The following is a 25639-nucleotide window of genomic DNA, read 5'->3' as shown; positions in this document are numbered from 1 at the left end:
GGAAATAGCTTTAAATGGTGGTATTGCCATCCAAGACCGCATGGCTTTTCAAGGTGAATACTTTGTTGATTTATACGGAAAGGAAGCTGCAAAGCGTACTCCTCCGATTTATCGTATGTTAGACCTAGGTATACCTGTTGGCGCCGGTAGTGATGCAACTAGGGTTTCCAGCTATAACCCTTGGGTCGCTCTTTACTGGATGGTTGCCGAAAAAACCATTGGTGGACTTTCGATATACGATGAAAAAAATAAACTTGATAGAAAAGTAGCCCTGGAATTATATTCAAAAGGAAGTGCGTGGTTCTCTGGTGATGAAGGTAAAAAAGGAACCCTTGCAGTAGGTCAGTTTGCTGATCTTGCTGTATTGTCTGCTGACTACTTTACTGTGCCAGAAGAAGAAATCAAGAACCTTGAATCATTACTCACCATTATGGGTGGGCAGGTTGTTTATGGAAATGATGAATTTAAAAATTTATCACCTGAATTGCCACCAGCATCACCTGATTGGTCACCGACGGGAGTTTATGGTTATGGTGGTGCTAACCTAGCCCACACTATACTTTCTCACGATGCCCATGATCACAAGTTACATAGTTACAGTAACCCTCTCCATCAACACACTCATACCGTAATAGGAAAAGATGGAACTAAATGGGGTATTGGTTGTACTTGCTTTGCTTTCTAAGTCAAAACCACCGGTATAATGCCGGTGGTATTCTTTATGCAATAAGGATATGTAAAAAGAAATAGCAATATCTCCCTAATGGAATCTATTACTATGTGATAAAATCGAAGAGCTAATTAATTAACTTGACTTATTTTTAACAGCCTTCTCTCATTGCAAAGTCTGCCCTTTTTCCCTTAAGTAAAAGTCAATGATATTCCCATTTGAATCGATCACACCACACATATAAAGCCAATGCCCTTTGACTGTAATTTAGGTCTTCTCCCAAGAATTATGTATCATGTTTAATCCTCACACTATAATCATTATTATTTTTATTATACTAATGCTTTTTCAGGATTATTTAACTTCTGCATAAAGATACGTGCTGCAAAACTTAAAAATTTATCATCAAAGTGGATAAGATTAATATCTTGACTTGGTGTCGGGTCAATAATACGAACTATGCTCAAAGTATCATTATTAACAAAGTTAACCAGTGAAAGAGGTATTATGGCAACCCCATGTCCATTGTATACAAGGCTCAATAGAGAAATAGAAGATTTTGTTTCTATATTTGCTTCAGATAAAGATAACCCTAAACTCTCACAATATATTTTAATAGATTCACGACAACTACATGAAACCATTATTCTACTGAGCCCTACTAATTCTCGAAAAGAAACAAATGATGTTTCATTCAAAGGATGATTTTTTGGAATGACAAGGACAAGCTCTTCTCTATACAAAAGGGTGCTTGTTAATGTCTCTGGAATTTGAGCACTACGTGTGATGCCTATATCAATATTTTTATCAACGATTTGATTTACAGCAACTTCGGATTCTATAATTTTCACTACGATGTTGGGATAATGTTGTTGAAACTTCATAATATAAGGTGTTAAATAAGTGAGATCCTCTAATAAACCACCTATAGTAATTACCCCTCTTTTTACACCCTTTAATTCAAAAATTTCATTATAAACTTCATCAAATTGTTGCATGATAAATTTTCCTTTATCAAATAGCAGCTTACCCGCTTCTGTCATTTTGATACCTCTTCCAACTCGATGAAACAAAGGTGTATCAAGTTCACCTTCTAACACACGGATTTGTTGGCTTAAAGTCGGCTGTGAAATACCTAGAACTTCCGCAGCTTTAGTAAAACTATTATTATTACAAACTTGAATAAAATACTCTAAATGACGTAATTCCATTCTTGATACCCACTCTCCGCTTTATGAAAGATTTATAATGAAAAGGACGATATATATATCGTTAACATAACAACTATCTTTCTTACTATATCAATTGCAATTACATAATTTATTTACTTTGCATTACAATAAATTTACTACTATTTATTAATTTTTCCTCCTATTTATTTAATTTATATTTAATTAGGATATTACTAAGCAGAAATAACCTCTAAAAACTTACAATTTCTGTGTGTAACATCCTAACTTTTTCAACTGTTTAATTATCATTTTTTCTCCATATAGTCCAAACTATCAAATATTTGCCGAATCCCCCTTTATGCTGAGGAAAAATAGTGTCCATTAATTCAATACCTTCTGAAATATTTGACGCGTACGTGATACTACTACTTGCAAGTAATATTTTGTCTCCAAGTTTTTGTATAAGCTGATTATCTTTACTGTATAGTAGCTCACGCACTGCAAATTCAGTTGGATTAAGTCCATAATTTTTTATATCCTTTGCAATACATTTAGTGATTGACTGTAATTCCCTTCATAATATAACAAATAACTTTAAATATAGGCTCTCATCGTTAATCACGCTCATAATTCCCAATCCTTTACAAGTTATCTTGAATTCGAGATTTATTATATTATCGTCAAAATATTATGTCAATCATTCATTTTAGCGTTATCAAGCCACTTATAATTTATTTCTCAACATAAGACATATGGAATTAGAAGAAAACAATTGTTACTATATAAGTATCTCAATTACGTTATTTCTTTTAAAGAGAGCTTGTTGTCTAACGCAAGTTCTCTTTTGTCATATTCTAAATTGAATCGGAACAAATTTCAGATGATGAGTCTGCCTATGTATATAATATAGTTTTTAAACAAAGATTAGAGCTCTCTTACAAGAAGGAGAGCTCTAATCTTTCATATAAATATTCACCATTTTTATCATTGCGGGGACATCAAAATTTTAACTTGGTGAGGATATGGCACTACCCCAATTAATAAATATTACTAACCATATATCTATCATATGTTTTATAAAACAAGATTAATTTGATTTAAAAAAAGATTTTTTTTTCTTTACTCGTAATAAATCACCTGTCCATCCTTTTATCCGCATATACAAATACATACCCCCTGTTGTGAAAATAATAAATAAGAGAGCGATTAAATAGCTATATTTCCATTCTAGTTCAGGCATGTATTTAAAATTCATACCCCATAATGCTCCTAAGGCTGTCAAAGGCGTACTCACAGCAGTTAATACAGTAAGAGCTTTCATAATTTCATTCCCACGATGAGAAGAAACAACTTCTTGTAAATGAATCATCGTGTCTAATTCTTCTTGGTACTCTTTAACAAGTTGTAATCCACGCTCTAATTTTACGTGTGTTTGTTTATAACAAAGGGTGCTTGTTAGTTTTTCTAACCAAGCTTCCTCCAATCCTTGTAACACTTCTTGTATTAAGCGAAACACATGTGTGTTCATAAATAATTCATGACGAATATGATAAATCCTTTCTAAAACTGCTATGTTATTATGATGATAAAAATCCCATAATACATTTCTGAAATTGTTTTCAAAGTAGTCAACCTTTCGCAAATAATGAGATATAAACATTGATAAGATAGCACATAATCCTTCAGCGGAAGTGTTACAATTTTTTGTACCCATAGGGAAATTATGTATTAATTTTTGGAAGTCCTCTTCCTCTTTTTCCTGAACTGTTATCAGTATTCCATGAGCTACGAAATAATGAAGAAATTTTTGAATTTTGGCCTCCTTTTTATCTTGATCATATAAAAACGAACCATATACACAAGTTTGACTTGGTGATAACGTATAAACATATAATCCATTTTCACAAGGAGAACTTATTTTCTTTACAAATTGAGAGAAATAAGATGTTATATCACGAGGGATTATAGAAGAAAGTTTTTCAAGCTCACTAGTTTTCACATGATACCAACTCCATTTCGTCATTTTTATGCATTCCATATTATTCTTCCTTTCTAAATAGTTTTATGTTTGATCGAATCATATCCGTAATATGAAATTTGTATGTAGGTATTCATATCTTGGAGGAAAAGTGTTTAGATAATAAATGGCATAGGAGGTCTTATTCTTTTAAAAGAAAGACCCCCTATATATTAGTTATTTTTATTCTCAATTTTAAACATTTCCTCTATACAAGCACTTTTTATCTTTTCTTATAAATAATTTATTATATGTGGAAAAGAAGCTACATAATTTGGCACGTCTATTCAACGAACTCCATTTCAGTCGTTATTATAATTTGGATTCATATGCAGATTGATTTGTGATGTCTTCAAATACTTGACTCCCAATAATGTAGTATCCATGAAGTGCAGCCTCTTTCGAAGCGTCTACCATACGGAAAGAAGAAATTTCACCTTGCATTTTTTCAATTCGTTTTTTGTGGAGATCTACTATTCCTCCTGTCCAAATAATAGTATCATACTGTTCTAACTTAAATTGTTCTTGTAATACACGCATGACGTCTTGGAAATGTGCATCCAACTCTTTTTGAATCAAAGTATGAACCTGACTTGTCTCATGATTTTCTTCTCGACATTCATATCCTTTTTCTAATATGTTTGGCATGTCGTTAATATGCAATTGATTACTTTCATCCGTATGATTCTGCACGATATTCTTAATATTTTTCAAAGGCTTGCTACATCCTAGTTCCGTCTCATAATGATTTAAAATGAGATTCTGTTTCATATCTGTCATTTCTAATGTACGAAATCCGCCATCAATAATTAAGATGCGATCTCGTTCCTGAATGATTCCCTCTTTTAAGAAATAGGCATGTAAAGCGACCGGTTGCTGAAGAATCAAAGCATTTTCCACCGTAATATTAATAAATTTCCCATCAATTTGCACGGAAGTTTCTTTTTTTAGTGCACGTTGTAATTGCTCCTGCTGACTACCAAAACAAGTGATGGGAAGCCCGGTAACAACTAGAGGTAACACGACATTTTCTTTATAATCCTTTGCAATGCAACCAAATATTTGTTGTTTAAATCGTTCGCTTTCATAATAATTTTCTATTTCTTCGTCAAATGGAGGAAGAAACGAAGCGTCAGATTGATGTGCTTCATTTCCCATATAGTATGCAAAATCTAAGTCTATAAAACTTACCTTTGTTAAATCTTCACTTTCAGCATGATTAGGTACAGGGGCTAGTGTGGAAGCTTCACTCTTGATCGTCATCTCAGAATCTACATCCTGTCGATATGCCCTTTTGGTAAAGCCAATTCCTACATCAATTGCATACAGAGATTTCATACTTTTTTCCTCACTTTCTATTTTTAGAGTTACATCTAGGCACTCTCTTCTTTCCCTTCTTTCACATATTTCTTTTCATTTTTCGTTTTTTCCCCATCTAAGTTCTTACTATTTTCATTTATTTCGTAATCCTTTTCATCTGTTTTCTTTTTGTTATTTTCGTTCTCTGTTAAGTCTTTAATGGTAGAAATGACAACTGGTGTGGCTGTAAGCAATTGTGGTAATGATTGTTTTGCAACATTAGCTGCAGTTGCAGAGAATTGTTTACTTGTCTCAGTTACCTTCTCTAATGTTTCCTTTATGTTTCCTTCTTGTAGTTTTTCTTTTATGCTTTTTCCTTTTGTTTGTATAGCTTTCCGATTTTCTTTTTTTAATAGGGAGACTATGACTCCGGTCGTAATCCCAATCACAGCATACTTAAATATTGTATGTTTCATTTTTCTCACCCTTCTCTACTTTTATTTTCTTCCATGCTACAACCTAAAACAATTAACTTATCTATTTATCAGATGTTGCAAGCTATTAGAGAGAATGATAGTTTTGCAGCTGCCTATCACTCGCCGTTGGTGTTTCAGCTGTTACTAGGAGTAAAATCTTCCCTTGATCTAATTTTTCTTCATATAAATTAGCTTCCTCCTTCGACAACCCCATTTCTTCCATTTGATTTCGAAGTTCGTCTCCTTTTTTGGAGAAAAAATTGATAATACTTGTGCCCAATCCTTGTTCTTTTACTCCAATCGTATTTGTGTTTGTATCATCTGCAATCTTTTTTGTTATATGTTTTTCATGTGTTAAGACGTAAATGTCATCTTGGTGAATCCCTTGCAATTCTAGCTCTTTTACTTTCATAACTACTTCCTGTTCATTTTGATATTCATAAACCACCGGTTTTCTTTCATTCTTATACATGGTATCTTTCCTCCTTTAGATTTTTTTATTTAGTTGTTATGTAATATGTAATACACCTATTTTAAAGATGTTAAACCTAAATTTTCAAAAAACTTTAGGTAATAGGTTATTAATATTCTTGGATATTAAAGCCGTTTCTTTTGTTCTTTTAACATTTCTGCTGCTTTAATTTTCCGGATAGAATCCCAAAAGACTGCTGATCCTAAGTGAAAATCTTTTGGTGGATTCTGACCAGAGAAATTAGGATCATTTAACAGTTCAAATTGCGCTTTGTAGAATTTATATTCATCTAGGTTTATTGCTCCAATAGACAAAAGGAGAAACAATCATGAAGAAACTTTTACTTTGCATATTAGGAATAGGACTCCTTATATATTTACTACCTTTCCTATTGCGCGGGGATTTGGACAGGTTTAATCCTCTTGCTGAAGAAAAAAATGTATATGCTGTTGCGGAAGGATACGGCATTCCTGATTAGCATAGTGAAGGAAGAGCAATGTACTCACTAAAGGGTATTGATGAATCAGTGAATAAAGAAGAATATACAGTAGGAGCAGACACCCCTAATAATTTTGTACGAATAACTTACTTGAAAATTAATGTGAAAGGTAGATATGTCTATTATTACGATATTATTTCTGAAAAGGATATTCAAAAGGACATTGGAGATAAAAGTTAAATAAAAGAGCCTACTCGTATGAGCTGGCTCTTTTATTTTATGGATACAACTTATCATTACTGTTTAGCTCTAATTCATTTGTTACGCGTCGCAAGTTCATTTATCTGCAATATAATTAATGTGCGCCACTTAATTTAACTAAAATTTTTGATTGAGACTTATCATTCATTAGTGCTTCAAAGCCTTGTTCAACGAGATTATCTATATTAATTTTACTTGTAATAATTGATTGCGCTGGCAATCCTCCGTTAGCAAGTAATTCAATGACCTCATTGTAAGTTTCATTACTGTATCCTACAGACCCCATTATTTTTACACCACTAAAAATTAATGAAGCAGGACCATTAAACTGGATATCTTCCGTGTGAAAACTGATAACCATCATTGTGCCACGAACTTTAGTTGATTGAATGGCTTGATTAAATGTTGACTCAACACCTGCAGCTTCAACTGTAACATCTGCTCCATCTGGGAATAATTTACGAATTTCTTCAACAGGGTTCACTTCTTTAGCATTAAAGACATGTGTTGCACCCATTTCAGTTGCTTTATCGAGTCGACTATCCAATAAATCGACAACAATAATATTAGAAGCACCTGCTACTTTTGCACCTAATACAGCAAATAACCCAATTGGACCCGCTCCATAAACAACAACTGTATCTCCTTCTTTTACATTTAAATCCTTAATTGATTGGAAAGATACAGCTGCGGGTTCAACCATTGCTGCTACTTCTAGTGGTAAATTATCTGGAATTTTAAAAATCGTTTTTTGTGGAAGTATCGCGTATTCTGCAAACCCTCCGTCGATATGTGCACCAACCGCGTCTATAGTGATGAAACGTTCCGTTTCAGCATTTGAAGGATCTTTAAGCATCATTGGATAGATACATACTCTGTCACCTTCTTTAAATTTCGTAACATGAGAACCGACCTCTACAATTTCACCAGAAAATTCATGTCCGATTACCATATTCTTATTCATTGGTACTGAATCCGGATGCAAATATGCATGTAAATCAGACCCACAAATACCAGCCCATGCTACTTTAACTTTTACATCATTAGGTTGTAATTCTTTCACTTCTCTTTCCTCAATACGAATATCTCTTTCGCCATACCACACTGCAGCCTTCATAAAAAATCCTCCTTTAAATAATTAAAATGTTATATATAAATTTTTTGTTGAATATTGGATTGTAATCCTTTTTTAAAGCATGAAAACAAGTTTCTTTTCTTCTTTAATCTTCCTCCTAATTCCTTTCCCCCTTTGCTATGTTCATTAATCTATCATAGGTTTTGGAGGAATTCGATGAGCAAAAAATAACATATGTCTCAAAGTGAGACATATGTTATGAAGTGGTTCATTTATCTATTATAAGTTTTTAGAAATCTGAATTAATTCTTCTTTTGTATATGAATATTCATTGTTTAACCATTTTTTTATAATCTCAAAAAAACCACTACAGTAGAAATCACATAATACCATTGGGTAATCGGAGTTTTTAATTCGTTTGGAAAGTGGATCATTATATTCCATTGAATTTTCATATAAATTTTCTGCACCAAACTGAATCAATTTCTTGTATAACTCAAGGCTATTATTTTTACTCGTAATATTAAAAAACAATGTACGATTAACATCTATGTATTCGATTATTTCTTCAAACAATGTACGTTCTAAATCGGAACCTTGCTTCGTTTGTTCAAAGAGGTTTATTGCGATTGAATTTGACACATCACTAAACAGCACATATTTATCTTCGTAATGACGGTAAAATGTGCTTCTATGAACCATTGCCTTTTCACATATATGATTAATTGTGATGGATGAAAATGTTTTTTCTTTTAATAATTCCATGAATGCATCTTTTATTATGTTTTGTGTGCGTAAACGTGTAAAATTGCTCAAATTAAATACCCTCCTATATCAAATTCTTAACATTGTTTAAATTTATAGTCATTTTTCCAATATAGTCCCCATTCCCTATATCCGTTAGCAATTCATACACTTTTAATCAAAGATGAATTTAACGATATATGAATGTAACTAAACCTTGAGTTGACCACCGAAATACAATATTTTCGAACTTGCATGCCTCTAAAGCTGCGTAATATTTTAGTTTCTCCACTGATAAGGATTATTTTTTTCCATTAATATTTGCACAACTCGGGGAGCGTTTCGATTCATTCACACTAATTGAATAGCCTGTTTTATTTCGTAGTAGTCATACGGGATGTTTTACATCACAATCAAGCTAAAAATAATGTTTTACCCAAATCCCAAAAACGATTCAACTAACTATGGAAAGATACATTTTTATTCTAGAATGTAAATTTGAAGTAAAGCCCTGATGCACCTGCACCAAGGCTTTACTATTTATTTTATTTGGATCATTTCACTTTTCACCGGAAAAGATTTTAATCCATATACAGAACTACTATTTGAGATAGGTATTGGAAGATTAGTATCAATGAACGAAAATGATTTATATTTTTTAATTAATTCCATCAAGACAATTGTAGCTTCTAACCTAGCTAGTCGAGCACCTAAGCAAAAGTGGATTCCATGACCAAATGCAAGATGGGGATTGCGCTTACGGTGTATGTTGAAACTATCAGCATCTTTGAAATAATTAGAATCTCGATTAGCTGATCCCACCCAAGCTGAGATGATTTGATCTACTTGTAAAGTTTGGCCATTTAATTGCATCTCTTTTTTTACTCTGCGTACAACTCTTTGAGCCGGTGAACGATAACGCAATACTTCTTCAATTGCTTTTGGAATAAGAGCTGTATCCTGTTGTATTTGTTTATAAACATCTGGATGTTCAATTAAACAATATAATAAGTTGCCGAGCAAGTTGGTTGTTGTTTCATTTCCTGCTACTAATAGTAGTTTACAAAATGATACTATTTCTTTTCCTGAAATTTTTTCGTCTACTTCACTTTGTACTAATAAAGAGATAATATCATTTGAATCTTTATTGGAATTTCCTCGATTGAGTTGTAGGATTTCTTCAAAAAAATTCTCTAATTCATTTTCTGCTTGTAAACGTGTATGAAAAAATTCTTTTAAATAATCCGGATCATCATGACTGGGTGAACTTACGATAATATCAGACCAATTCTTAAATTTGTCCATGTCATTAGTAGAAACACCTAACATCTCCGCAATTACTATAACCGGTAAAGGATAAAATAACTCCTGGACAATATCAAAATTTTCGCGATTGGATAATTGAGTAAGGATATCTTCTGTGATTTCTTGGATTCTAGGCTCCCATACCTCTAATGCTTTAGGAGTGAAAGAACGATTTACGATAGACCGAATTTGCGTATGCTTTGGTTGATCCATTCCAAGGATACTTTGGGGAAATGGAGGCTTCTTCTTTTCGGGCATAATATTAGAAAAATACTCTTTATCCTCTAAAACTCTTTTTACATCGTCGTACAAAAAAACATTCCACATATCAGCCTGAGGATTAAAACAAATAGGCTCTTCCTCTCGCATTTCTTTATACCATGCAAATGGATCATATGGATCTTCCAAGGCCTTTTTTCCTATCAGCTTATTTGTAGGAATCATAATAATTGATTCATAAGGTGTTTTCATATATACAATCTCCCCTCAAAAAATCATTTACATTAAACTGAATACAATTCACCGAATGCAATTCGGTGTATTGAAGATTATATAACAACAAAACATATTTTCAAACTACTTTTTCATTTTTAAGATATCAGTTAATATATAATCAAGGAGGAATAAACCTTGTATAAAAAAAATTTGACGAAAAGAAAACAACAAGCTCTACTAACACAAAGTAATATATTCCTTGTGTTTTTAAATTTAACGAAAGAAAAAAAATTTGAGAATATAACAATTGAAGATATTTGTAAAAAAGCAAGTGTATCAGTAGGAACTTTTTATCATTATTTCTCTTCCAAAGAGGATATTTATAAAAAATTATTTCAACAAATTGAGGAAAACCTACATGTTGAATTAGAAAATATAGCGCAACATGCAACAGCACAAAGAACGATTTTGAATTTCTTCCAATGCATAGCTGAATATACAACTAAATTAGAATTACATATAAATCTTCTTAACGATTACAATAAAAGGATATTCGCATATCAACCTTCATTAATTTACAAAACTCTAAATGATTTTGTTTATAAAGGACAACTCGAAAAAGAACTAACAAATGATATGAGTGTAGAAGAAATAACAACGTATCTTTTTATAATTGCTAGAGGGCTTATATTAGACTGGTGTGTTGCAGATAGAGAATACTCACTAGAACAGAGAATGGATACTTATATACAATTAGCATTGAAGTCTTTAAAATCATAAATTTCATTCAAACTGTATGCTCTCTTGCCCTAGGCTTTATATTTAAGTCTGGTTTATTTTTTCAAGGTGCTAAAGCAGCTGAACTAAAAGAAAAAGCATCAACCTTCTTTCTACTATAGGAAAGAAGATTGATGCTTTTTCTTTTTTATACTACAACATATAAAGTGAAACTTTAATCAGTGGGGGTCTTACTGCCCATTAAAGTGGGATAAATCGTACATCAATCCATTTTAAGCCCCTTGCTCCCCTCATTAATTAGTTTCGAGGAAGAAAATACGCACTAAAATACGTGTATAAAGACAAGAGTCATGAATAAATTTGATTACTAATTTTGCTACATACCGTTAGAAGTTTATTAAGAAATGAGCCAATTTGAGATTTTTGTCTCATTTTGAAACACATACACATTTTTGATTATCGTTTTCTTCTAATACCTATGATAAATTGCTAAACATAGCTAGCTTAAAAATAATATTTCACCTTTCAGACAAAACATTATAAAAAGGAGTTTTTTAAATGAAAAATCGAGTAAATCCAGAGTTATTACCAGGCTTAGAAATGTATCCAGATCAAGATTTACGCCCAGAGTGTTTGCAAGCAATGCGAGAAGAGGCTTCGCGAGTATTCCCACCTACCATCGTTGATGAAACTCTTTCTGTAACAGATAAAGTTATTGAGGGACCTGATGCGAATCCATTACGATTAAAAATTTATCGTCCAAAATCAAATAAGGAATCCTTACCTGTCCTGTTGTGGATACATGGTGGCGGTTATATCTTGGGTTCTATAAATGATAACGATGATCTTGCTGTAAAAATTGCAAAAGAAGCTAACTGTATGGTCGTTTCTGTAGATTACCGTTTAGCTCCTGAACATCCTTATCCAGCCCCAATTGAAGATTGTTATGCAGCATTAAAATGGATTGCTGATAATGCAGAAGCATTAAACATTGATTCAAATCGAATTGGTGTTGCAGGAGTAAGCGCTGGGGGCGGACTTACAGCAGCATTAACATTGTTAGCTCGTGATCGACAATACCCTTCTATTTGTTTCCAAATGCCGCTCTATCCAATGATTGATGATCGTAATAATACACCTTCTACGAATGAAATTAAAGAAGGGTTTGTTTGGAATCAAAAGTCAAATGAAGCTGGCTGGAAAATGTATTTAGGAGAATTACATGGAACGAATCATATTCCTACTTATGCAGCTGCAGCTCGAGCAGAAGATTATCGTAATTTACCACGTACCTACACATGTGTTGGTCAATTAGACCCATTCCGTAGTGAAACATTAACATATGTAACGAAACTTGCAGAAGCTGGTGTTGATGTCGAGTTTCATTTATATCCTGGGGCTTATCATGGGTTCGAAATGATGCATCCAGATGCTGATATATCTATTCACGCTTGGACTGATTATGTACGAGCAGTTAAGACTGGTTTCGCAAAAAAGTAACTAAAGTAGCGACAAAAACTTTCAAAATAAAGGAGGATTTATAATGAAGAATAGAGTTCATCCAGAATTAAGAGAAATGTTTTCTGTATTACCAGCTATGGATAATGGTCCGGAAAATTTCCAACAATATAGAAAATGGGCTAATGAAGCCTTTGCTGCAACTGATTTAACGTCGAATGATAAAATTACCGTATCCAATCGATTCATACCTGGACCTGAAGGAGCACCCGAAGTTAGAGTTCGCATTTATGAACCAACTAAAAACACAAAAGCTTTACCAGGGGTACTCTGGATTCACGGTGGTGGATACCAAGTGGGATTACCCGAAATGGATGATAGGCTTTGTGAAAAATTTGTATTGGAAGCCAACTGTGTAGTGGTTTCAGTTGATTATCGATTAGCACCGGAAAATCCATTTCCTGCACCACTTGAAGACTGCTATGCAGCTTTACAGTGGGTTTCTAATAATTCGAAAGATCTTGGTATCGATTCTTCTCGAATTGCAATTGCCGGCATGAGTGCAGGAGGCGGACTAACAGCAGCCCTTGCTCTTTTAGCAAGAGATAGAAAGGGACCTTCAATCCTATTCCAAATGCCGCTATGCCCAATGATTGATGACCGTAATATTACACCTTCTACTTTTGAGATAACGGATTCAAAAGTATGGAACAGAGAAGCTAATATTATTGGATGGAAAATGTATTTAGGTTCAGCTTACGGTGAAGATGTATCTCCACACGCTGCACCAGCTCGTGCAACTGACCTTACAGGACTTCCACCAACGTATACGATGGTGGGTGAAATAGACCCATTCCGCGACGAAACAATTGAATACGCGAATAGATTAATGCAAGCTGGAGTACCAACGGAATTTCATGTTTATCCTGGTGGCTACCACGGATTCGAATTAATAGTGCCTCATGCTGAAATTAGCCAAAGGGCTGAGAAAGAATATATCGGTGCATTAAAACGAGCATTACAAAAAACAGAAGTTTAAATAGCCGCTTAATGAAAAATTGATTTTTTCTGCTAGCTATTTATATATTTTAGAACCAGACTCAAAAAAGACTCTTATATAGTAAGAGTCTTTTTTGATCGATTTATTAAGTTTGTTATCATTGTTTTAATAACCATTCTTCAATTACTTTCACTGTTTCATCTCGTTGTGCTTTTGACGTAATTAAACTAGCATTATCACCTTTTTGCTCACCATACATGCCAAAATGAGCATGATTGCCCCCTTTTATCATGTGCATAGTTTTATTTTTCGACATTAACTTTTTATTGTTCTCTATTTTTTCTACAGTTGCTAAAGCATCTACTTCCCCATAAATTGATAACATTGGAATCGATTTTGTAGAAAAGTCATCTGCAGGATACGAACCTAAGAAAATGATCCCGTCTACCTTGTCTTCATGTTGGAAGGCATACTTAGAAATCATAGCTCCTCCCATTGAATGCCCTGCAACATACCATTTTTGAACTTCCGGATACTTTTCAATTACACTGTCTACCTCATTTATTCCAAGTATCGCTAAATTTAATGGTAACTTAGGCATTACTACAAAGTGCCCATTTTTTGCAAGAGCTTCTCCTAAGTAACTATAAGCCTCAGCTTCTACTTTAGCTCCTTGATAAAAAATAACCCCTACTTTCGCATCTTTCGCTCCAAAAACGATATTATCTTCATCTTTTTTATCATCTACTAACGACAAAGCCTCTTTCGTCGGTTTATAAGTAAACTGAGACCAAGTCAAAAAAGTAATACTTCCTATAATTAAAATAGCTAGTAAAGAGTACAGCGTAATTTTTATCCATTTCTTCACAAGGATGACCTCCCTAAGATGTATATATTCCATATTTTAGATTATCATTAACACACATAAAAACTCGAGCATTTTTATTATGCTCAAGTTTTTAGTTCCGTCTTTAATTTATACTATAAATTGTCCAAGATAAATATGTAGCAAATGCAGACCATAAAAAATACGGAATTAGCAACCATGTCGATACTTTAGATAATTTGGAAGAAACCGCTATGAGAAGTAACGTAGTAATAGCGACAAGTAAACAATCTACTGTTGCTAAAAACAAATTCTTTTGACTGAATTGAAAATAGCTGAACGCTTGATTACACATATAATTTAAAAGGAATATAAACCAAAATGTTTTTGGCTTAAATCCATATTTGTTGTAAATAATTGCAACTGATAATGCAATGAGTCCATATAATACAGCCCAAACTATGCCGATTGTCATACCAGGAGGTGTCCAAGACGGCTTTTCTAACGCATCATACCAAGCACGATCAATAGGAAATAAAATACTAGAAACATAAAACAAACCATATGTTAGTAAAAATACTATAATACTAGATTTTTTCATAAACATTCTCCTTTTTTAATAGAAGGTTTTAGAAACTCTATTTGATTCGTGTGCTCTTTCAATGAATAAAACTTTAATGTGTAAATAGATATTCCTATACTTTGCATTGTAACCTTTACATATGAAATTTATATTGATTCATTTATTTTATACAAGTTCTTTCATACTTTTATATGCACAAAGTGCTCTCTCCCGTGCTGCCTTATGATCAACAACTGGCAAAGGATATGTATGACCAAGTTTTATATTGGCTTTTTGCAAAATATGCTCAGGTGCTTCCCAAGGTTTATGTATATACTTATTCGGTATATCTCTTAATTCTGGTACCCATTTTCTTATATACTCTCCATTTTTATCAAACTTTTCTCCTTGTGTGATAGGATTAAAAATACGAAAGTACGGTGATGCATCTGCTCCACTTCCAGCAACCCATTGCCATCCCATTGTATTATTTGCAATATCCGCATCTAGTAGTGTATCCATAAACCATTTTGCTCCTTCCTGCCACGAAATTAACAAATGCTTTACAAGAAAAGAGGCTACAGCCATTCTTGCCCGATTATGCATAAAACCTGTTTGCCAAAGCTCCCGCATTCCCGCATCAATAAACGGATAACCAGTTTCACCTTTCTGCCATACTCTTAATAACTCCTCTTCCTTATTCCATGGAAAATGTTCAAAGTTTTTATTAAGAGGTTTATATACTGTAAACGGATAGTGATATAGCAAATAATAAGAAAACTCTCTCCAAATTAATTGGCGTATAAAACTAATCACTTGTTTTTCAAAAAGACTACATTGTCTTTCGGTACTTTTATTTATTAAGTAGTGATACATTAACTTCACTGGTATTTGGCCAAATGAAAGATATGGCGCCAACATCGAATGAGCATTTTGATTTGGAAAATCTCTTCCTTCACTATAAAAGGCTAATTTGCTAGAGAAAAATTTCTTAAATACTTTATATGCCCCTTCTTCTGTCGGATCCCATATTGCTTCCATATGAGATGTCCACGGTATAGTCGGCAACAAGTGTAATTCTGAAACAGATAAGCTTGCTGGTAAAGAGCTTCCCCACTTTATACTCTGCACTTTGCTAGTAGGTTTAGGTATTACCTGCTTTTGAAATGCATTGTAAAAAGGTGTAAACACCTTATATTCAGTGTTATCCTTCTTTTTTATAATCCACGGTTCTAATAATAAATGCGAATTAAATTCCTTACAAATAATACCTTTATCTTCTAATATCATTTTCATTTTTTGATTAGATTTTAACCTGTCTGGATCATAACAACTATTCCAATATACAGCCGTTATATCTAATTGTTTTATGAGAGAAAGTATTTCTTCCTGTGTATTTCCTTTGCGGATTATTAAAGTAGAACCCAATGCCTCAAGTTGCTTCTTTATATCTATTATAGCATGGTGCAACCACCACTTTGCCGCACTTCCTATTGAAAAAGTTTCATCTTGTATATATATAGGAAGAACCTCACCAGACTGAACAGCTTCAAATAGAGCTGGGTTATCATATAAGCGAAAATCTTTTTGAAACATAACGATAATTTTATTTTGCATGGCTATCCTTTCTTACTCTTAAAACATAATAGATTCTTTATGTGAATAATCTTCTTTTTTGCTTTTGCATTATTATATTAATAATTCTTTGTAATCATAAACAAACGTTTCCATGGTTATTGGACTTCTATCTAGTAAATTCGATAAATCTGATGTGACTTTTTTAGCTAACCCTAATTTTGCAGTTGTATATATTCCAATCATAACCCAAATAAAGTCACTGTTAAGTCCCTTTTGAATCATTCTTTTTCTAAATTTAAATATACTTGGATTTGTATAAGTAATATCTTTATTTATTATTTTTGAAATAATAGCAGCAACTTCATAATATGTTAATGCCTCATTTCCCGTTAAAGAATAGGCTTTAAATTCATGTCCCTCTTCGGTTAATATTTTAGCTGCAACTTCTCCAATATCCCGTACATCTATAAAACTTGTTTCCCCTTTACCAGCAGGTACTTCAATTATTTTTTCATTTCTTAATTCATCACCATGTTGTGATAATAAATTTTGCATAAAAAAACTCGGTCTTAGGAATGTGTAAGGGATCCCAGAAGACTTTATCATAGCTTCAATTTTAGCATGAGGTACTATCGGATTTTTTTCTACACCTAATAAAGATAAAAATACAATGTGTTTTATACCTATTTCTTTTGCAGCATCTACAACAGGCTGGAAATACTTTTTTGCATCAGCTAGATGTGGTGGTCTTACTAGAAAGACTTTAGTAACACCTGTTAAAGCCACCTTTACAGATGAGGGGTTTTCAAAATCAAAATACACTCCTTCAGTTTCTCTACTGCGCGTTGTGACTTTGAAAGTAGCATTTCTTTTTATTAGGCATTTTACAACCTCTTTTCCTACATTCCCTGTAGCACCTGTTACTAAAATCATTTTAATCACCCTTTATTTTTTTGTAAATTTTGAATCATACTTTGCAAAACTCGAACTGTATTTTCTACTTCCTCTTTAGGAATACTAGCTGTAGCATTTTTTATAACTTCATCGCTTACATTTTCTATCTCCTGTATTAATGCCTTAGTTTCATCTGTTAAAAATATTAAATGTGACCGTTTATCTTTAGGATTATGTTTTATAAGAATCCATTCTTTTTGCAATAATCTTTGTATAATTCCGGTTACTGTTGGACGGTCTGCTAAGAGCCTTTCAGCAATCATAGCCGGGGTGGTTCCATTTGGATAAAGAGATATATCCTTTAACACAGACCATTGCTGAGCTGTTATTTTATATTCTTTTAATTGATTTGATAATTCTGTTTTCGTCATTATACTTACCTTGTGTAATAAATAGCCTAAATTATTCATATAACCTCCAATATAGTTAGTACACTAATTATATAGTTAGTATACTAACTATAATGTGTAATTACAAACTTCAATTAATAGTTTATATATAAAAGATATATCAAATTCTTATTTTGTACTATTTCATATTATATTTAAAATCTTCTTTAATCCTGTTTTGCATGTATTGTACACTCTATATAAAAAGGTTATTCCTTGCTGTTACTTTAAATAAGCATTTACAATTGTATCTAGCATAGGTATTTCTTATTGTACGATTAGTCATATTTATTCTTAATTCTGCAAAATAAAAAAGAAAATGGAGCGAAAGATGAGAAAACAATTTGATACACAATCAAACTTAAATACATTTATTGATTCAACAATCCTATGGACTTTTCAAAACCAAAATGCTATAAATACACTTTTGAATGAAGATAAGCTTATAGCCAATCCTATGTTTGTTAGTAAAGAAGATATCACAGCATATAAATACATTGTAAGACATATGAAACAGAATAGTATTAACTTTATTATAGATTTACCCATTTGGGCATGGCATTCATGCAATGGTTACCAAAAAAAGCCTACTTTTGAAACTGCAAGGGAATTACTATCAGATATTCAATTAGAGAAAGAAATATACCTCATCGAATTCACATGTCCTAATTTTTTATTTATGTTAACAAACTATAGCGGATGGTGCGACATTTATTTTAAACTTAGTGGCAATCCTAAAGCAAGTGTAACAAATGATGAAGAAAAATACTTATTTAACCTTTATCCTACCATTGAGGAAGAATGGGAATATCATAATATCCAAGCAACTCTACCCTACCTAAAAAAAGAATGGATTATACAAATAACAGAACTTAGTAAGATGAATGGATTTAACAAATAATATTGTTTATGAATGCTTTATTTAAGCATTCATAAACATAACAAATAGTCACATTAAACTAATGCATTTAAAATAGCGCTTTTTATATGGTACCCTAAATACTATGATTTTGCATACGTGCAGCTTACTCATTTAGTTTTGGTCTAGTTTGTAAATATAAATTCAAATCCGGACTTGAACCGCTAATAATTACATCTCGAACAATTTTAGAAAGTACCATACTATATACTAATCCATTATCTCCATATGCATAGATAAAGTGACAATTTGGAAACTCTTCATACATTCCAATTATAGGTAAACCATCATGAGTACCACCATAAAAAGCACTTAAATAAAATTCAGGTTCAACTGTTATATTTGGAAAGAGCTTATTAAATTCATTTACTAATTTCTCTTTTTTATGAATTAATTTTGAATCTCTTTCTTGAGCAATGTTTGTATCTTCATCTAATCCACCTATAATAATCCTGTTATCTGCAGTAGTTCTCATATAAATATATGGTCTCGCAGTTTCCCAAATAAGAGTACGCTTATACCAAGAAGATAAATCTTCCACAGGATTAGTCACAATTGCATATGAGCTAATCAGTGTAGCGTTCTTCTCCTTTTTAAATTCCAAACCTTCATATCCTGCAGCCACAATTACTTTGTTGGCAGTAATAGAATTGCCCCCTTTTGTATAAAAAACAGCACATTCTTTCTCTAACTTTTTGCCAACAATCTCTGTATCTTCATAAATCTGAACTCCTTTATTAGAAGCTTGTTTTAATAAACTATGTGTAAATTTATAAGGATTTATTTCACCATCATTATACGTATAAATAGCTGCACGTTTTTTAAATGGATATCTCTGTCCAATTTGTTCCTCTGATAGCCAAGTCGCTTTAAAATCATGCTTATGTAAATAATACAGTTCTTTTTCTAATTTCTTTATATCCTCTTCATAACTTGCATAATATAAACTGTCACGTCGTTTAAAATCAGAGCAATAAGGCAAGTTTTGATCAGCATATTCAATATCATTAATAGCTTGTTCACATAATTTCATATGCTTAACTGCATACTCTTCTCCAAATGTATTTACAAGTTCAAAAAACATCTTATCTCCTAAATATTGAATAAGTGCTGTATTTGTAAGGTTACTTCCATGTCCTACCTTTCTTTTATCAACGATAACAATATTTAAATCTGATTCACTCAAATAGTATGCTGATTGAGCACCTGAACTTCCTGCTCCTATTATTAGTACGTCACATTTTATATCTTCGTCCAAACGAGGATACGAAGGTGTATTAGAAAAAGTTGTGTTCCAATAGAATTTCCCTTTCTGTAAATCCATTTTAAGTGCACCATCCTAAATAAAATAGTTATATCCCCATCTGTATCTCCAAATCATTCTAACTATATACTTCTTATCAAAATTATTCTTATATCATTTTAGTTTTTAACTGTTTTATTCTCATAACAAAAGAATCTCCATTCTTTTTCATAATAACCTTAAAATAAAGTGAAACTTTAATCAGCCCTCACCAATAGGGCTGCCCGTTAAAGCGGGATAAATCACAATATACACTTCTATTTTACGATTAACTTTATTATCACCTGCTAATCCGCATTTAAATTTTCATGCAAAAATTTATATATTTTTATTTTGTTATGTATTAAGTGTCTCGTATAAAACACATTAAAAATCCAAACAAAAAAAGCAAAAGATCTCCATTTATAGAAGATTTCTTTTGCTCTTTGTAAAGGACACAAGTCCAAATAAAAGTTGCTTATCTATCGATAACTTACACATAAGAATGCATTTGTTTCACTACTTTATTAGCAGAAACTTTAACAACCGTTTCTTTTTCACCCGTTCTATCAATTATGAAACCATGAACTTCAATATCAGAAGGTACTAATGGATGATGACGAATCATATCTATACTCTTTTCAATATTTTCACTAACATTTTTTTGTCCACTCAGCCATTGATTAAGGCTACCACTTAAAAATTCAGGCATGCAATTTTTAAAGAGATAGTCTAATTCTATATTATCTTTTATGAAATCACGTTGAATTTGTAGATTAACTGAAGACGTTTCTTTATCCTCTATTCCGACAACAAAAATTTCTTTAACATTTTCTTGATAAATAGCAATAATAATAGATCTCATTATATCTCCATAAGGATGTACAATTACAGAATCATAGCTGTGTATAGTCAACATGTTTTCTTGGTGAATGTTAGTTACTTGTTGGATACTAGGCTCTATTCCGTGTTCAATGTCTGTTAATAATAAAACTTTTTTATTCTTTGAATTCATATGGAGCACTCCTTCTTCATTATTGTATTTATGAAACTTTTAAGCTAGTAACAATAATAATTGTTACCAGTTTTTCCAGCGTCCCTCTGGATCAACACTTGCAAGTCTAACCCATCCATTTTGAACTTTTTCTCGAAATGTGAAATCATTATTTAACAAACGTTCTATATATTCAATAGGTGCTTGAATGACAATTAGTAAACGAAGTGGTGAATGATACGTCTCACTATCTGACTGCATAACAGATTGCCAAGGTAAGCCTGGCAACAGGTCACTAGCATTCCCTTGCATAACACCGAGACCCGCCGTTACGGTTTGGGTTGTTTTATTTCCACTACCATAATAATGAGGAGCTACAGTTGATGCGTAATATTGTAGATTTATCCACTGCGCAACTGTTCCTGGTCCTGCAATAATGTTAGCTAATATATCGCCACTTTCATCCTGTTTCCAATCATAATTATGAAGGAAAGCCCTGCCTTCTAAGTCACAATCTTGAGTTAATTCACGCTGTCCGATAATAAAAGATGCATTACGAGCTAATCCCCATTCTGGACGTATTTCACTCCAATCTTCTGCAAATCGATGTGCCTCTTTACTAGGATTGTTTATTTCCGTTTTAAAATTAGGTAATTGCATTAAACGCTCTCTATTTGCATGTTGGCTCACATTTGGCATAATTGACTCAATACAATCAAATGCTTCTTGCGCAGTTTTCGAAAGTTCTGGGACGTAAATCCATTCCAATTCGTCCACTGTTGTTTTATGTTCAGCTGCTGCAAAAATGGTATCCTCAGGAATTTTAATGCCTTCAGCAGACAACGCCTCTCTTACTTCTGGAAGATTACATAAAGTAGCGAAAACTCTTGCATTGAATCCTCCTGCTGCTCCTCCACAAGCACCACACTCAAGTGCTGCAGCATAAGGATTGTTCGTACTTTGACTACTATGTCCGCACATTACAACTAAAGGAGCAAATTTTTCTGTCAGTCCCACCATTTTTAAAGCTTGACGCACATAGTTCACTTTTTCTTCTTTCGTAAAACCGATAGGTATCTCGCCCTTTGTGTCATGAACATGATTAAGCGAGAATGTTGTATCAGGTTTTTGTAACATAGTTTTACGAAGGTTACGAATGAAACCACCAACTCCTCTTGGGACAAAGCTTCTTGTCACCATCTGTAGACCAAGTAAAGGACCACTTAACTCAGGTAGCGCCATACTTGTCAGTACGTTCTGTTTCATCGTTTTAAATGTATAACGCACCGAACTGCCTACCCTCTTACGTTGCTCATAAGATTTAAATTCGTTTTCATCTGTGAGCTCTTTTATTTGATGCTTCGGTTTTAATATAACTGGCAAAGAAGGATGGCTGTCATTACTACCTAGTTCACTAGTCGCAATTGGTAATCCAAAGAAACCAGCTATTCCAAACGTTTCAAACGGACCTAGTTTTTCTAAGTGGCGACGAAACGGTTCTGAACGTACATCAATACAAAATGCTAATTGAGCTAATACATGCTTTTTATCATTAGTTACACGCTGTTTAGAAGAAATCTTCTCCCTTAATTGCTCTGCATGCGTCTGTTCCCAAGCTTCGAGCCAAAGTTTTCTGCGAATATTTTCATCAAAACGATATGCAAATGCTAACAATTCGCTTTGTTCAGCAGCAGGCATTTGTAACCATTCCCGTGTTGAAATATCTCCCCAATAGATCCAAGAAGCTATAAGCGGGACGAGTGCAACTTTTTTCTCAACCTTTTGATGTTTTAAAGGTAAATAAGGTTTTGCAATAGCCAGCTCCATAGAAATTCGAACTGCTAAATATTCTATTAGGAGTTCCTGTTCCTGAATTGATTGTTGTGAGCGCCATCGTATCATTCCTGCCCACCCAGGCAAAGAAAGTAAGTGCCCTTCAAGGTAAGCTTGTATGTTAGATTCAGAAATTCCTAGTTCAAATAATGCTCTCGCTAAAGCTACTTGGGCATCTTGTGGCCAATCTTTTAAAACTTTACGCTCATTTTTACTGAGCGCTGGATCAAAATTAATAAGGTGTTGCCATGCACGATAAAAACCTTTCTCTCGATTTGGCATCGTCCAACTTGATCCGGAGTCATCAAGATATAATTTACACCATTTAATGATATGATAATTAAGAATATCAGATAGGTTTTCACTATTGTGATTCTCTATAAGCGAACTTATTGGCTGCATAACAGAGGCTTTCATACTCCCTGTATTTATATAACTCATTTCGTCTGCCAGTTTATTTAATTCTGGCGATGATAATAGACTAGAAGGTAATTTCTCTAACTTTAAAGCTGCTTGGCAAAATCGCTCTGCTTTCTCTCGCGGAATATGAAAAGATTGTGAATCCAGCCAACGAGACAAACTACTTTGTAAAAATGATTCCTCAATCTCACCTTTCGCTTTTGCCGAATGAATCATGGAGGCACTAGGATAAATATCCACATTACGAGCTTCTTTTAACCAATTTGCGACTTGTTCAAATGATTGCTTTTCAAGTCCCATCCAAGGGTGGTGAGCTGCAAACGTAGAGATAGGCCAAAGTGGTGCAATCACTCGGCTAGCAGATGCAACTAAATCATTTATATTATTTTCTTGCATATCAATGTTTGTATTTTTCTTTAATATTGACGTTATACTCATCACGAATTACCTCCCTTTGATACATAATGTTTCAGATAGCTTGGGTGACTTTCTACTGACTTTCTTCTCGCCTCACCTACTCGAACTAACCAAAGATAAAGTACAGCGAATAAAGTAGAAGATTGATTACGAGTAACGAAAGTACTAATAGCACTACTAAATAGTAAAATACATATAACAAAGATAACGGCTGGAACTGAAGGTTGAACACTTTGATAAATGTCAGTATGCAACCATTTATAAAGAGAATTATGAACAGTAAAGTAAATGAGAGAAAATCCAATCAAAACAATTAAGCCAGCAATTCGTCCCATTCTTCCCTCTCCAAAAACAACAAGCTGTTTCCATGAAAAGTAAAGTGACCAGCCTAAGATTAACGCACTAACTAGTTGATATCCCTCTCCAGAAGTCATAAACCAGAAAGTAATTGCTATAAATAATCCTAAAACACGCCCGAATATAATCCATAAATTGGGCATTTTTTCATTAGACTGATTCACTACCCCAAAACGTTGCACTGAAGAACCAGCTTGTAAAAACAGTGTAGCTTTAAACAAACCATGTAAAATTAAATGAATAACAGCCGCTAAATAGGCGCCTAATGCACATTGAATAAGCATAAATCCCATTTGCGCAATAGTTGAACCTACTAGCTGACGTTTATAATCAACTTGGACTAAACTAATTCCTGTTCCGATTAAGACAGAAATACTAGAGAAAATAAGTAAAATGATTTGTGCAATATCATCATGAAAAAGAGGCGAAAATCTAGTTAACATGATACCACCAGCATTTACTAAACCCGCATGCATAATAGCAGAAACAGGAGTTGGAGCAACAGCAGACTCAATTAACCATCTTTGAAAAGGCCATTGTGCTGCTGGAATCATTACCGCTAATATAATTAATAAGTTAATTCCTGTTCCCTCCAATGTTCCATGTAGCGCTACATTTTCATTCGTTAAAACTGATGTTAATTGCCACTGTCCTGTTACTTGAAAAAGCCAAATGATAGCTGATAGCAACGCAATCCAACTTATTGTAAATAAATAGCCAGAGATTTTTGTTGCTTCGCTAACTACTTTCCACCCTTTATTTAGCCCTATGAGTAGAACCAATCCTATAAGCGTTGCTCCCCAAAAAATGAGCATTAAGCGAAAATCATCACTTAACCATGCAACCGAAGATACACCTGTAGTAAATGTAAAAAGTACAAAGTATTTTCGATATGAGCGGTCTCCCATTAAGTAACGTACAGAAAAACGCTGAATGATTAAACCAATTGTAAGAACAAAGAAAGCCATTAACCAAGCTAAAGTATCTAGATGCCAAGGCCCTACAACTCTATCTCCATTGTTATTAACAAGTGCGAGTAAAGAAATCAATGAAGGCAAAGCAGCGATACCAATATGGATATGAACAAAACGTAAAGGTATCCTTGCATTTAAAAACAATAATCCACTTAGCCAAGAAGCACTAAGCGCCATAAAAAATAATGTTAACAGTGTTGATGAACTCAGCGAAATTAACATATTAAATACTCCCTTCTAAGCGAAAATAACCTATAAAAATTCCTTTTAATTAAGATAATTTTTTAAATTTCAATTTTCATTCACTCTTTTTAGTGCATCGTTTTTTCCCATAAAAAAAACCGACAACTTCCATAATTCAATGATTTTATATCATCATTGAATTATGGAGATTGTCGGTTTCACTTCAACTAACTTCAATAAAGTTTTTTGAAGAGCTCCCATTTTATAGAGGATAGTAATGTATGTATTACTCCTATTAAAAATAACAGTATATCTCTGATCTCCTAGATTATGCAATCAATATATCAATTTATGTTATGCGCTATCTTTTAATTAAGAAACTTTTTCATT

21 protein-coding genes and 4 pseudogenes are annotated in these 25639 nt (G+C 33.1%); 6 read left to right on the top strand and 19 right to left on the bottom strand.

Annotated elements, in window-relative coordinates:
* Window positions 1-7 precede the first annotated feature (7 nt).
* Window positions 8-685, top strand: a pseudogene (locus tag ACTFRH_RS13150) (amidohydrolase family protein); the annotation flags it as partial.
* 317 nt (window positions 686-1002) lie between these two features.
* Here ACTFRH_RS13150 and ACTFRH_RS13145 read toward each other — a convergent pair.
* The 7 genes and pseudogenes from ACTFRH_RS13145 to ACTFRH_RS13115 all read right to left on the bottom strand — a co-directional run.
* On the bottom strand, window positions 1003-1881 hold the full coding sequence (locus ACTFRH_RS13145) for a LysR family transcriptional regulator (protein WP_000423210.1): 879 nt from the start codon (window positions 1879-1881) through the stop codon (window positions 1003-1005).
* A gap of 219 nt (window positions 1882-2100) precedes the next feature.
* Window positions 2101-2470, bottom strand: a pseudogene (locus ACTFRH_RS13140) (MarR family transcriptional regulator).
* Between the two features lie 459 nt (window positions 2471-2929).
* Window positions 2930-3880: a magnesium transporter CorA family protein gene (locus ACTFRH_RS13135; protein WP_440048741.1), complete on the bottom strand. Its 951-nt coding sequence runs from the start codon at window positions 3878-3880 to the stop codon at window positions 2930-2932.
* A 291-nt stretch (window positions 3881-4171) separates the two neighbouring features.
* Complete coding sequence (locus ACTFRH_RS13130; protein WP_000839438.1) at window positions 4172-5197, bottom strand: ParM/StbA family protein; 1026 nt, start codon at window positions 5195-5197, stop codon at window positions 4172-4174.
* A 35-nt stretch (window positions 5198-5232) separates the two neighbouring features.
* Window positions 5233-5634 (bottom strand): hypothetical protein, encoded by a 402-nt coding sequence (locus ACTFRH_RS13125; RefSeq protein WP_000683207.1) that lies wholly within the window; start codon window positions 5632-5634, stop codon window positions 5233-5235.
* Window positions 5635-5719: 85 nt separating this feature from the next.
* On the bottom strand, window positions 5720-6106 hold the full coding sequence (locus tag ACTFRH_RS13120) for a general stress protein (protein ID WP_000277579.1): 387 nt from the start codon (window positions 6104-6106) through the stop codon (window positions 5720-5722).
* Between the two features lie 128 nt (window positions 6107-6234).
* Window positions 6235-6423 (bottom strand): annotated as a pseudogene (locus ACTFRH_RS13115) (alpha/beta hydrolase); the annotation flags it as partial.
* A gap of 11 nt (window positions 6424-6434) precedes the next feature.
* Between ACTFRH_RS13115 and ACTFRH_RS13110 the strand changes: the two are divergent.
* Window positions 6435-6785 (top strand): annotated as a pseudogene (locus ACTFRH_RS13110) (YxeA family protein).
* A 115-nt stretch (window positions 6786-6900) separates the two neighbouring features.
* Here the strand turns inward: ACTFRH_RS13110 and ACTFRH_RS13105 are convergent.
* From ACTFRH_RS13105 to ACTFRH_RS13095, 3 genes are all read right to left on the bottom strand, one after another.
* Window positions 6901-7923, bottom strand: a complete 1023-nt coding sequence (locus ACTFRH_RS13105) for a 2,3-butanediol dehydrogenase (protein WP_000642461.1) — start codon at window positions 7921-7923, stop codon at window positions 6901-6903.
* Between the two features lie 237 nt (window positions 7924-8160).
* A complete protein-coding gene (locus ACTFRH_RS13100; RefSeq protein WP_000064559.1) occupies window positions 8161-8697 on the bottom strand; it encodes a TetR/AcrR family transcriptional regulator in 537 nt (178 codons plus the stop codon).
* A 468-nt stretch (window positions 8698-9165) separates the two neighbouring features.
* Entirely contained in the window at window positions 9166-10401 is a 1236-nt protein-coding gene (locus tag ACTFRH_RS13095) for a cytochrome P450 (protein ID WP_000856896.1), read from the bottom strand.
* 159 nt (window positions 10402-10560) lie between these two features.
* Between ACTFRH_RS13095 and ACTFRH_RS13090 the strand changes: the two genes are divergently transcribed.
* The 3 genes from ACTFRH_RS13090 (at window position 10561) to ACTFRH_RS13080 (ending at window position 13600) form a co-directional block, all read left to right on the top strand.
* Window positions 10561-11145, top strand: a complete 585-nt coding sequence (locus ACTFRH_RS13090; RefSeq protein ID WP_000277165.1) for a TetR/AcrR family transcriptional regulator — start codon at window positions 10561-10563, stop codon at window positions 11143-11145.
* Window positions 11146-11661: 516 nt separating this feature from the next.
* The gene (locus ACTFRH_RS13085; protein WP_000797651.1) at window positions 11662-12603 is read left to right on the top strand and encodes an alpha/beta hydrolase; all 942 of its coding nucleotides are present in this window, start codon (window positions 11662-11664) and stop codon (window positions 12601-12603) included.
* Window positions 12604-12646: 43 nt separating this feature from the next.
* The gene (locus ACTFRH_RS13080) at window positions 12647-13600 is read left to right on the top strand and encodes an alpha/beta hydrolase (protein WP_000797632.1); all 954 of its coding nucleotides are present in this window, start codon (window positions 12647-12649) and stop codon (window positions 13598-13600) included.
* A 118-nt stretch (window positions 13601-13718) separates the two neighbouring features.
* Here the strand turns inward: ACTFRH_RS13080 and ACTFRH_RS13075 are convergent, their stop codons facing one another.
* The 5 genes from ACTFRH_RS13075 to ACTFRH_RS13055 all read right to left on the bottom strand — a co-directional run bounded on the left by ACTFRH_RS13075 (window position 13719) and on the right by ACTFRH_RS13055 (window position 17891).
* Window positions 13719-14429: an alpha/beta hydrolase gene (locus ACTFRH_RS13075; protein ID WP_000758823.1), complete on the bottom strand. Its 711-nt coding sequence runs from the start codon at window positions 14427-14429 to the stop codon at window positions 13719-13721.
* Between the two features lie 103 nt (window positions 14430-14532).
* Window positions 14533-14988, bottom strand: a complete 456-nt coding sequence (locus tag ACTFRH_RS13070) for a TspO/MBR family protein (RefSeq protein WP_000749728.1) — start codon at window positions 14986-14988, stop codon at window positions 14533-14535.
* 147 nt (window positions 14989-15135) lie between these two features.
* On the bottom strand, window positions 15136-16566 hold the full coding sequence (locus ACTFRH_RS13065; protein WP_001179963.1) for a cryptochrome/photolyase family protein: 1431 nt from the start codon (window positions 16564-16566) through the stop codon (window positions 15136-15138).
* Window positions 16567-16638: 72 nt separating this feature from the next.
* Complete coding sequence (locus ACTFRH_RS13060; protein ID WP_000604776.1) at window positions 16639-17460, bottom strand: SDR family oxidoreductase; 822 nt, start codon at window positions 17458-17460, stop codon at window positions 16639-16641.
* 5 nt (window positions 17461-17465) lie between these two features.
* The gene (locus tag ACTFRH_RS13055; RefSeq protein ID WP_001061039.1) at window positions 17466-17891 is read right to left on the bottom strand and encodes a MarR family winged helix-turn-helix transcriptional regulator; all 426 of its coding nucleotides are present in this window, start codon (window positions 17889-17891) and stop codon (window positions 17466-17468) included.
* 310 nt (window positions 17892-18201) lie between these two features.
* Between ACTFRH_RS13055 and ACTFRH_RS13050 the strand changes: the two genes are divergently transcribed.
* A complete protein-coding gene (locus ACTFRH_RS13050) occupies window positions 18202-18771 on the top strand; it encodes a DUF3841 domain-containing protein (protein ID WP_001231208.1) in 570 nt (189 codons plus the stop codon).
* Between the two features lie 124 nt (window positions 18772-18895).
* On the opposite strand, the gene ACTFRH_RS13045 is transcribed toward ACTFRH_RS13050, so the two are convergent.
* The 4 genes from ACTFRH_RS13045 to ACTFRH_RS13030 form a co-directional block, all read right to left on the bottom strand.
* Complete coding sequence (locus ACTFRH_RS13045) at window positions 18896-20113, bottom strand: NAD(P)/FAD-dependent oxidoreductase (RefSeq protein ID WP_000365626.1); 1218 nt, start codon at window positions 20111-20113, stop codon at window positions 18896-18898.
* A gap of 451 nt (window positions 20114-20564) precedes the next feature.
* The gene (locus ACTFRH_RS13040; RefSeq protein ID WP_001086239.1) at window positions 20565-21086 is read right to left on the bottom strand and encodes a hypothetical protein; all 522 of its coding nucleotides are present in this window, start codon (window positions 21084-21086) and stop codon (window positions 20565-20567) included.
* A 63-nt stretch (window positions 21087-21149) separates the two neighbouring features.
* Complete coding sequence (locus tag ACTFRH_RS13035) at window positions 21150-23756, bottom strand: DUF2309 domain-containing protein (RefSeq protein ID WP_000029059.1); 2607 nt, start codon at window positions 23754-23756, stop codon at window positions 21150-21152.
* Window positions 23756-25288: an NADH dehydrogenase subunit 5 gene (locus ACTFRH_RS13030; RefSeq protein ID WP_440048744.1), complete on the bottom strand. Its 1533-nt coding sequence runs from the start codon at window positions 25286-25288 to the stop codon at window positions 23756-23758. The genes ACTFRH_RS13035 and ACTFRH_RS13030 overlap by 1 nt, the downstream gene beginning before the upstream one ends.
* Window positions 25289-25639: the final 351 nt, after the last annotated feature.

The organism is Bacillus cereus group sp. MYBK216-1 (genome assembly GCF_051916495.1).
GTDB classification, from domain to species: Bacteria; Bacillota; Bacilli; order Bacillales; family Bacillaceae_G; genus Bacillus_A; species Bacillus_A thuringiensis_K.
Note: the sequence above shows the minus strand (reverse complement) of the source record. Positions and strands in the feature narration are given on the sequence as shown.

What these genes read in the sequence shown, in the direction of transcription:
- ACTFRH_RS13145 (WP_000423210.1), bottom strand. Translation starts at nt 1,881, where the DNA reads ATGGAATTACGTCATTTAGAGTATTTTATTCAAGTTTGTAATAATAAT.
- ACTFRH_RS13035 (WP_000029059.1), bottom strand. Translation starts at nt 23,756, where the DNA reads ATGAGTATAACGTCAATATTAAAGAAAAATACAAACATTGATATGCAA.
- ACTFRH_RS13120 (WP_000277579.1), bottom strand. Translation starts at nt 6,106, where the DNA reads ATGTATAAGAATGAAAGAAAACCGGTGGTTTATGAATATCAAAATGAA.
- ACTFRH_RS13045 (WP_000365626.1), bottom strand. Translation starts at nt 20,113, where the DNA reads ATGGATTTACAGAAAGGGAAATTCTATTGGAACACAACTTTTTCTAAT.
- ACTFRH_RS13040 (WP_001086239.1), bottom strand. Translation starts at nt 21,086, where the DNA reads ATGAATTCAAAGAATAAAAAAGTTTTATTATTAACAGACATTGAACAC.
- ACTFRH_RS13085 (WP_000797651.1), top strand. Translation starts at nt 11,662, where the DNA reads ATGAAAAATCGAGTAAATCCAGAGTTATTACCAGGCTTAGAAATGTAT.
- ACTFRH_RS13080 (WP_000797632.1), top strand. Translation starts at nt 12,647, where the DNA reads ATGAAGAATAGAGTTCATCCAGAATTAAGAGAAATGTTTTCTGTATTA.
- ACTFRH_RS13125 (WP_000683207.1), bottom strand. Translation starts at nt 5,634, where the DNA reads ATGAAACATACAATATTTAAGTATGCTGTGATTGGGATTACGACCGGA.
- ACTFRH_RS13065 (WP_001179963.1), bottom strand. Translation starts at nt 16,566, where the DNA reads ATGCAAAATAAAATTATCGTTATGTTTCAAAAAGATTTTCGCTTATAT.
- ACTFRH_RS13060 (WP_000604776.1), bottom strand. Translation starts at nt 17,460, where the DNA reads ATGATTTTAGTAACAGGTGCTACAGGGAATGTAGGAAAAGAGGTTGTA.
- ACTFRH_RS13070 (WP_000749728.1), bottom strand. Translation starts at nt 14,988, where the DNA reads ATGAAAAAATCTAGTATTATAGTATTTTTACTAACATATGGTTTGTTT.
- ACTFRH_RS13030 (WP_440048744.1), bottom strand. Translation starts at nt 25,288, where the DNA reads ATGTTAATTTCGCTGAGTTCATCAACACTGTTAACATTATTTTTTATG.
- ACTFRH_RS13095 (WP_000856896.1), bottom strand. Translation starts at nt 10,401, where the DNA reads ATGAAAACACCTTATGAATCAATTATTATGATTCCTACAAATAAGCTG.
- ACTFRH_RS13050 (WP_001231208.1), top strand. Translation starts at nt 18,202, where the DNA reads ATGAGAAAACAATTTGATACACAATCAAACTTAAATACATTTATTGAT.
- ACTFRH_RS13105 (WP_000642461.1), bottom strand. Translation starts at nt 7,923, where the DNA reads ATGAAGGCTGCAGTGTGGTATGGCGAAAGAGATATTCGTATTGAGGAA.
- ACTFRH_RS13135 (WP_440048741.1), bottom strand. Translation starts at nt 3,880, where the DNA reads ATGGAATGCATAAAAATGACGAAATGGAGTTGGTATCATGTGAAAACT.
- ACTFRH_RS13130 (WP_000839438.1), bottom strand. Translation starts at nt 5,197, where the DNA reads ATGAAATCTCTGTATGCAATTGATGTAGGAATTGGCTTTACCAAAAGG.
- ACTFRH_RS13055 (WP_001061039.1), bottom strand. Translation starts at nt 17,891, where the DNA reads ATGAATAATTTAGGCTATTTATTACACAAGGTAAGTATAATGACGAAA.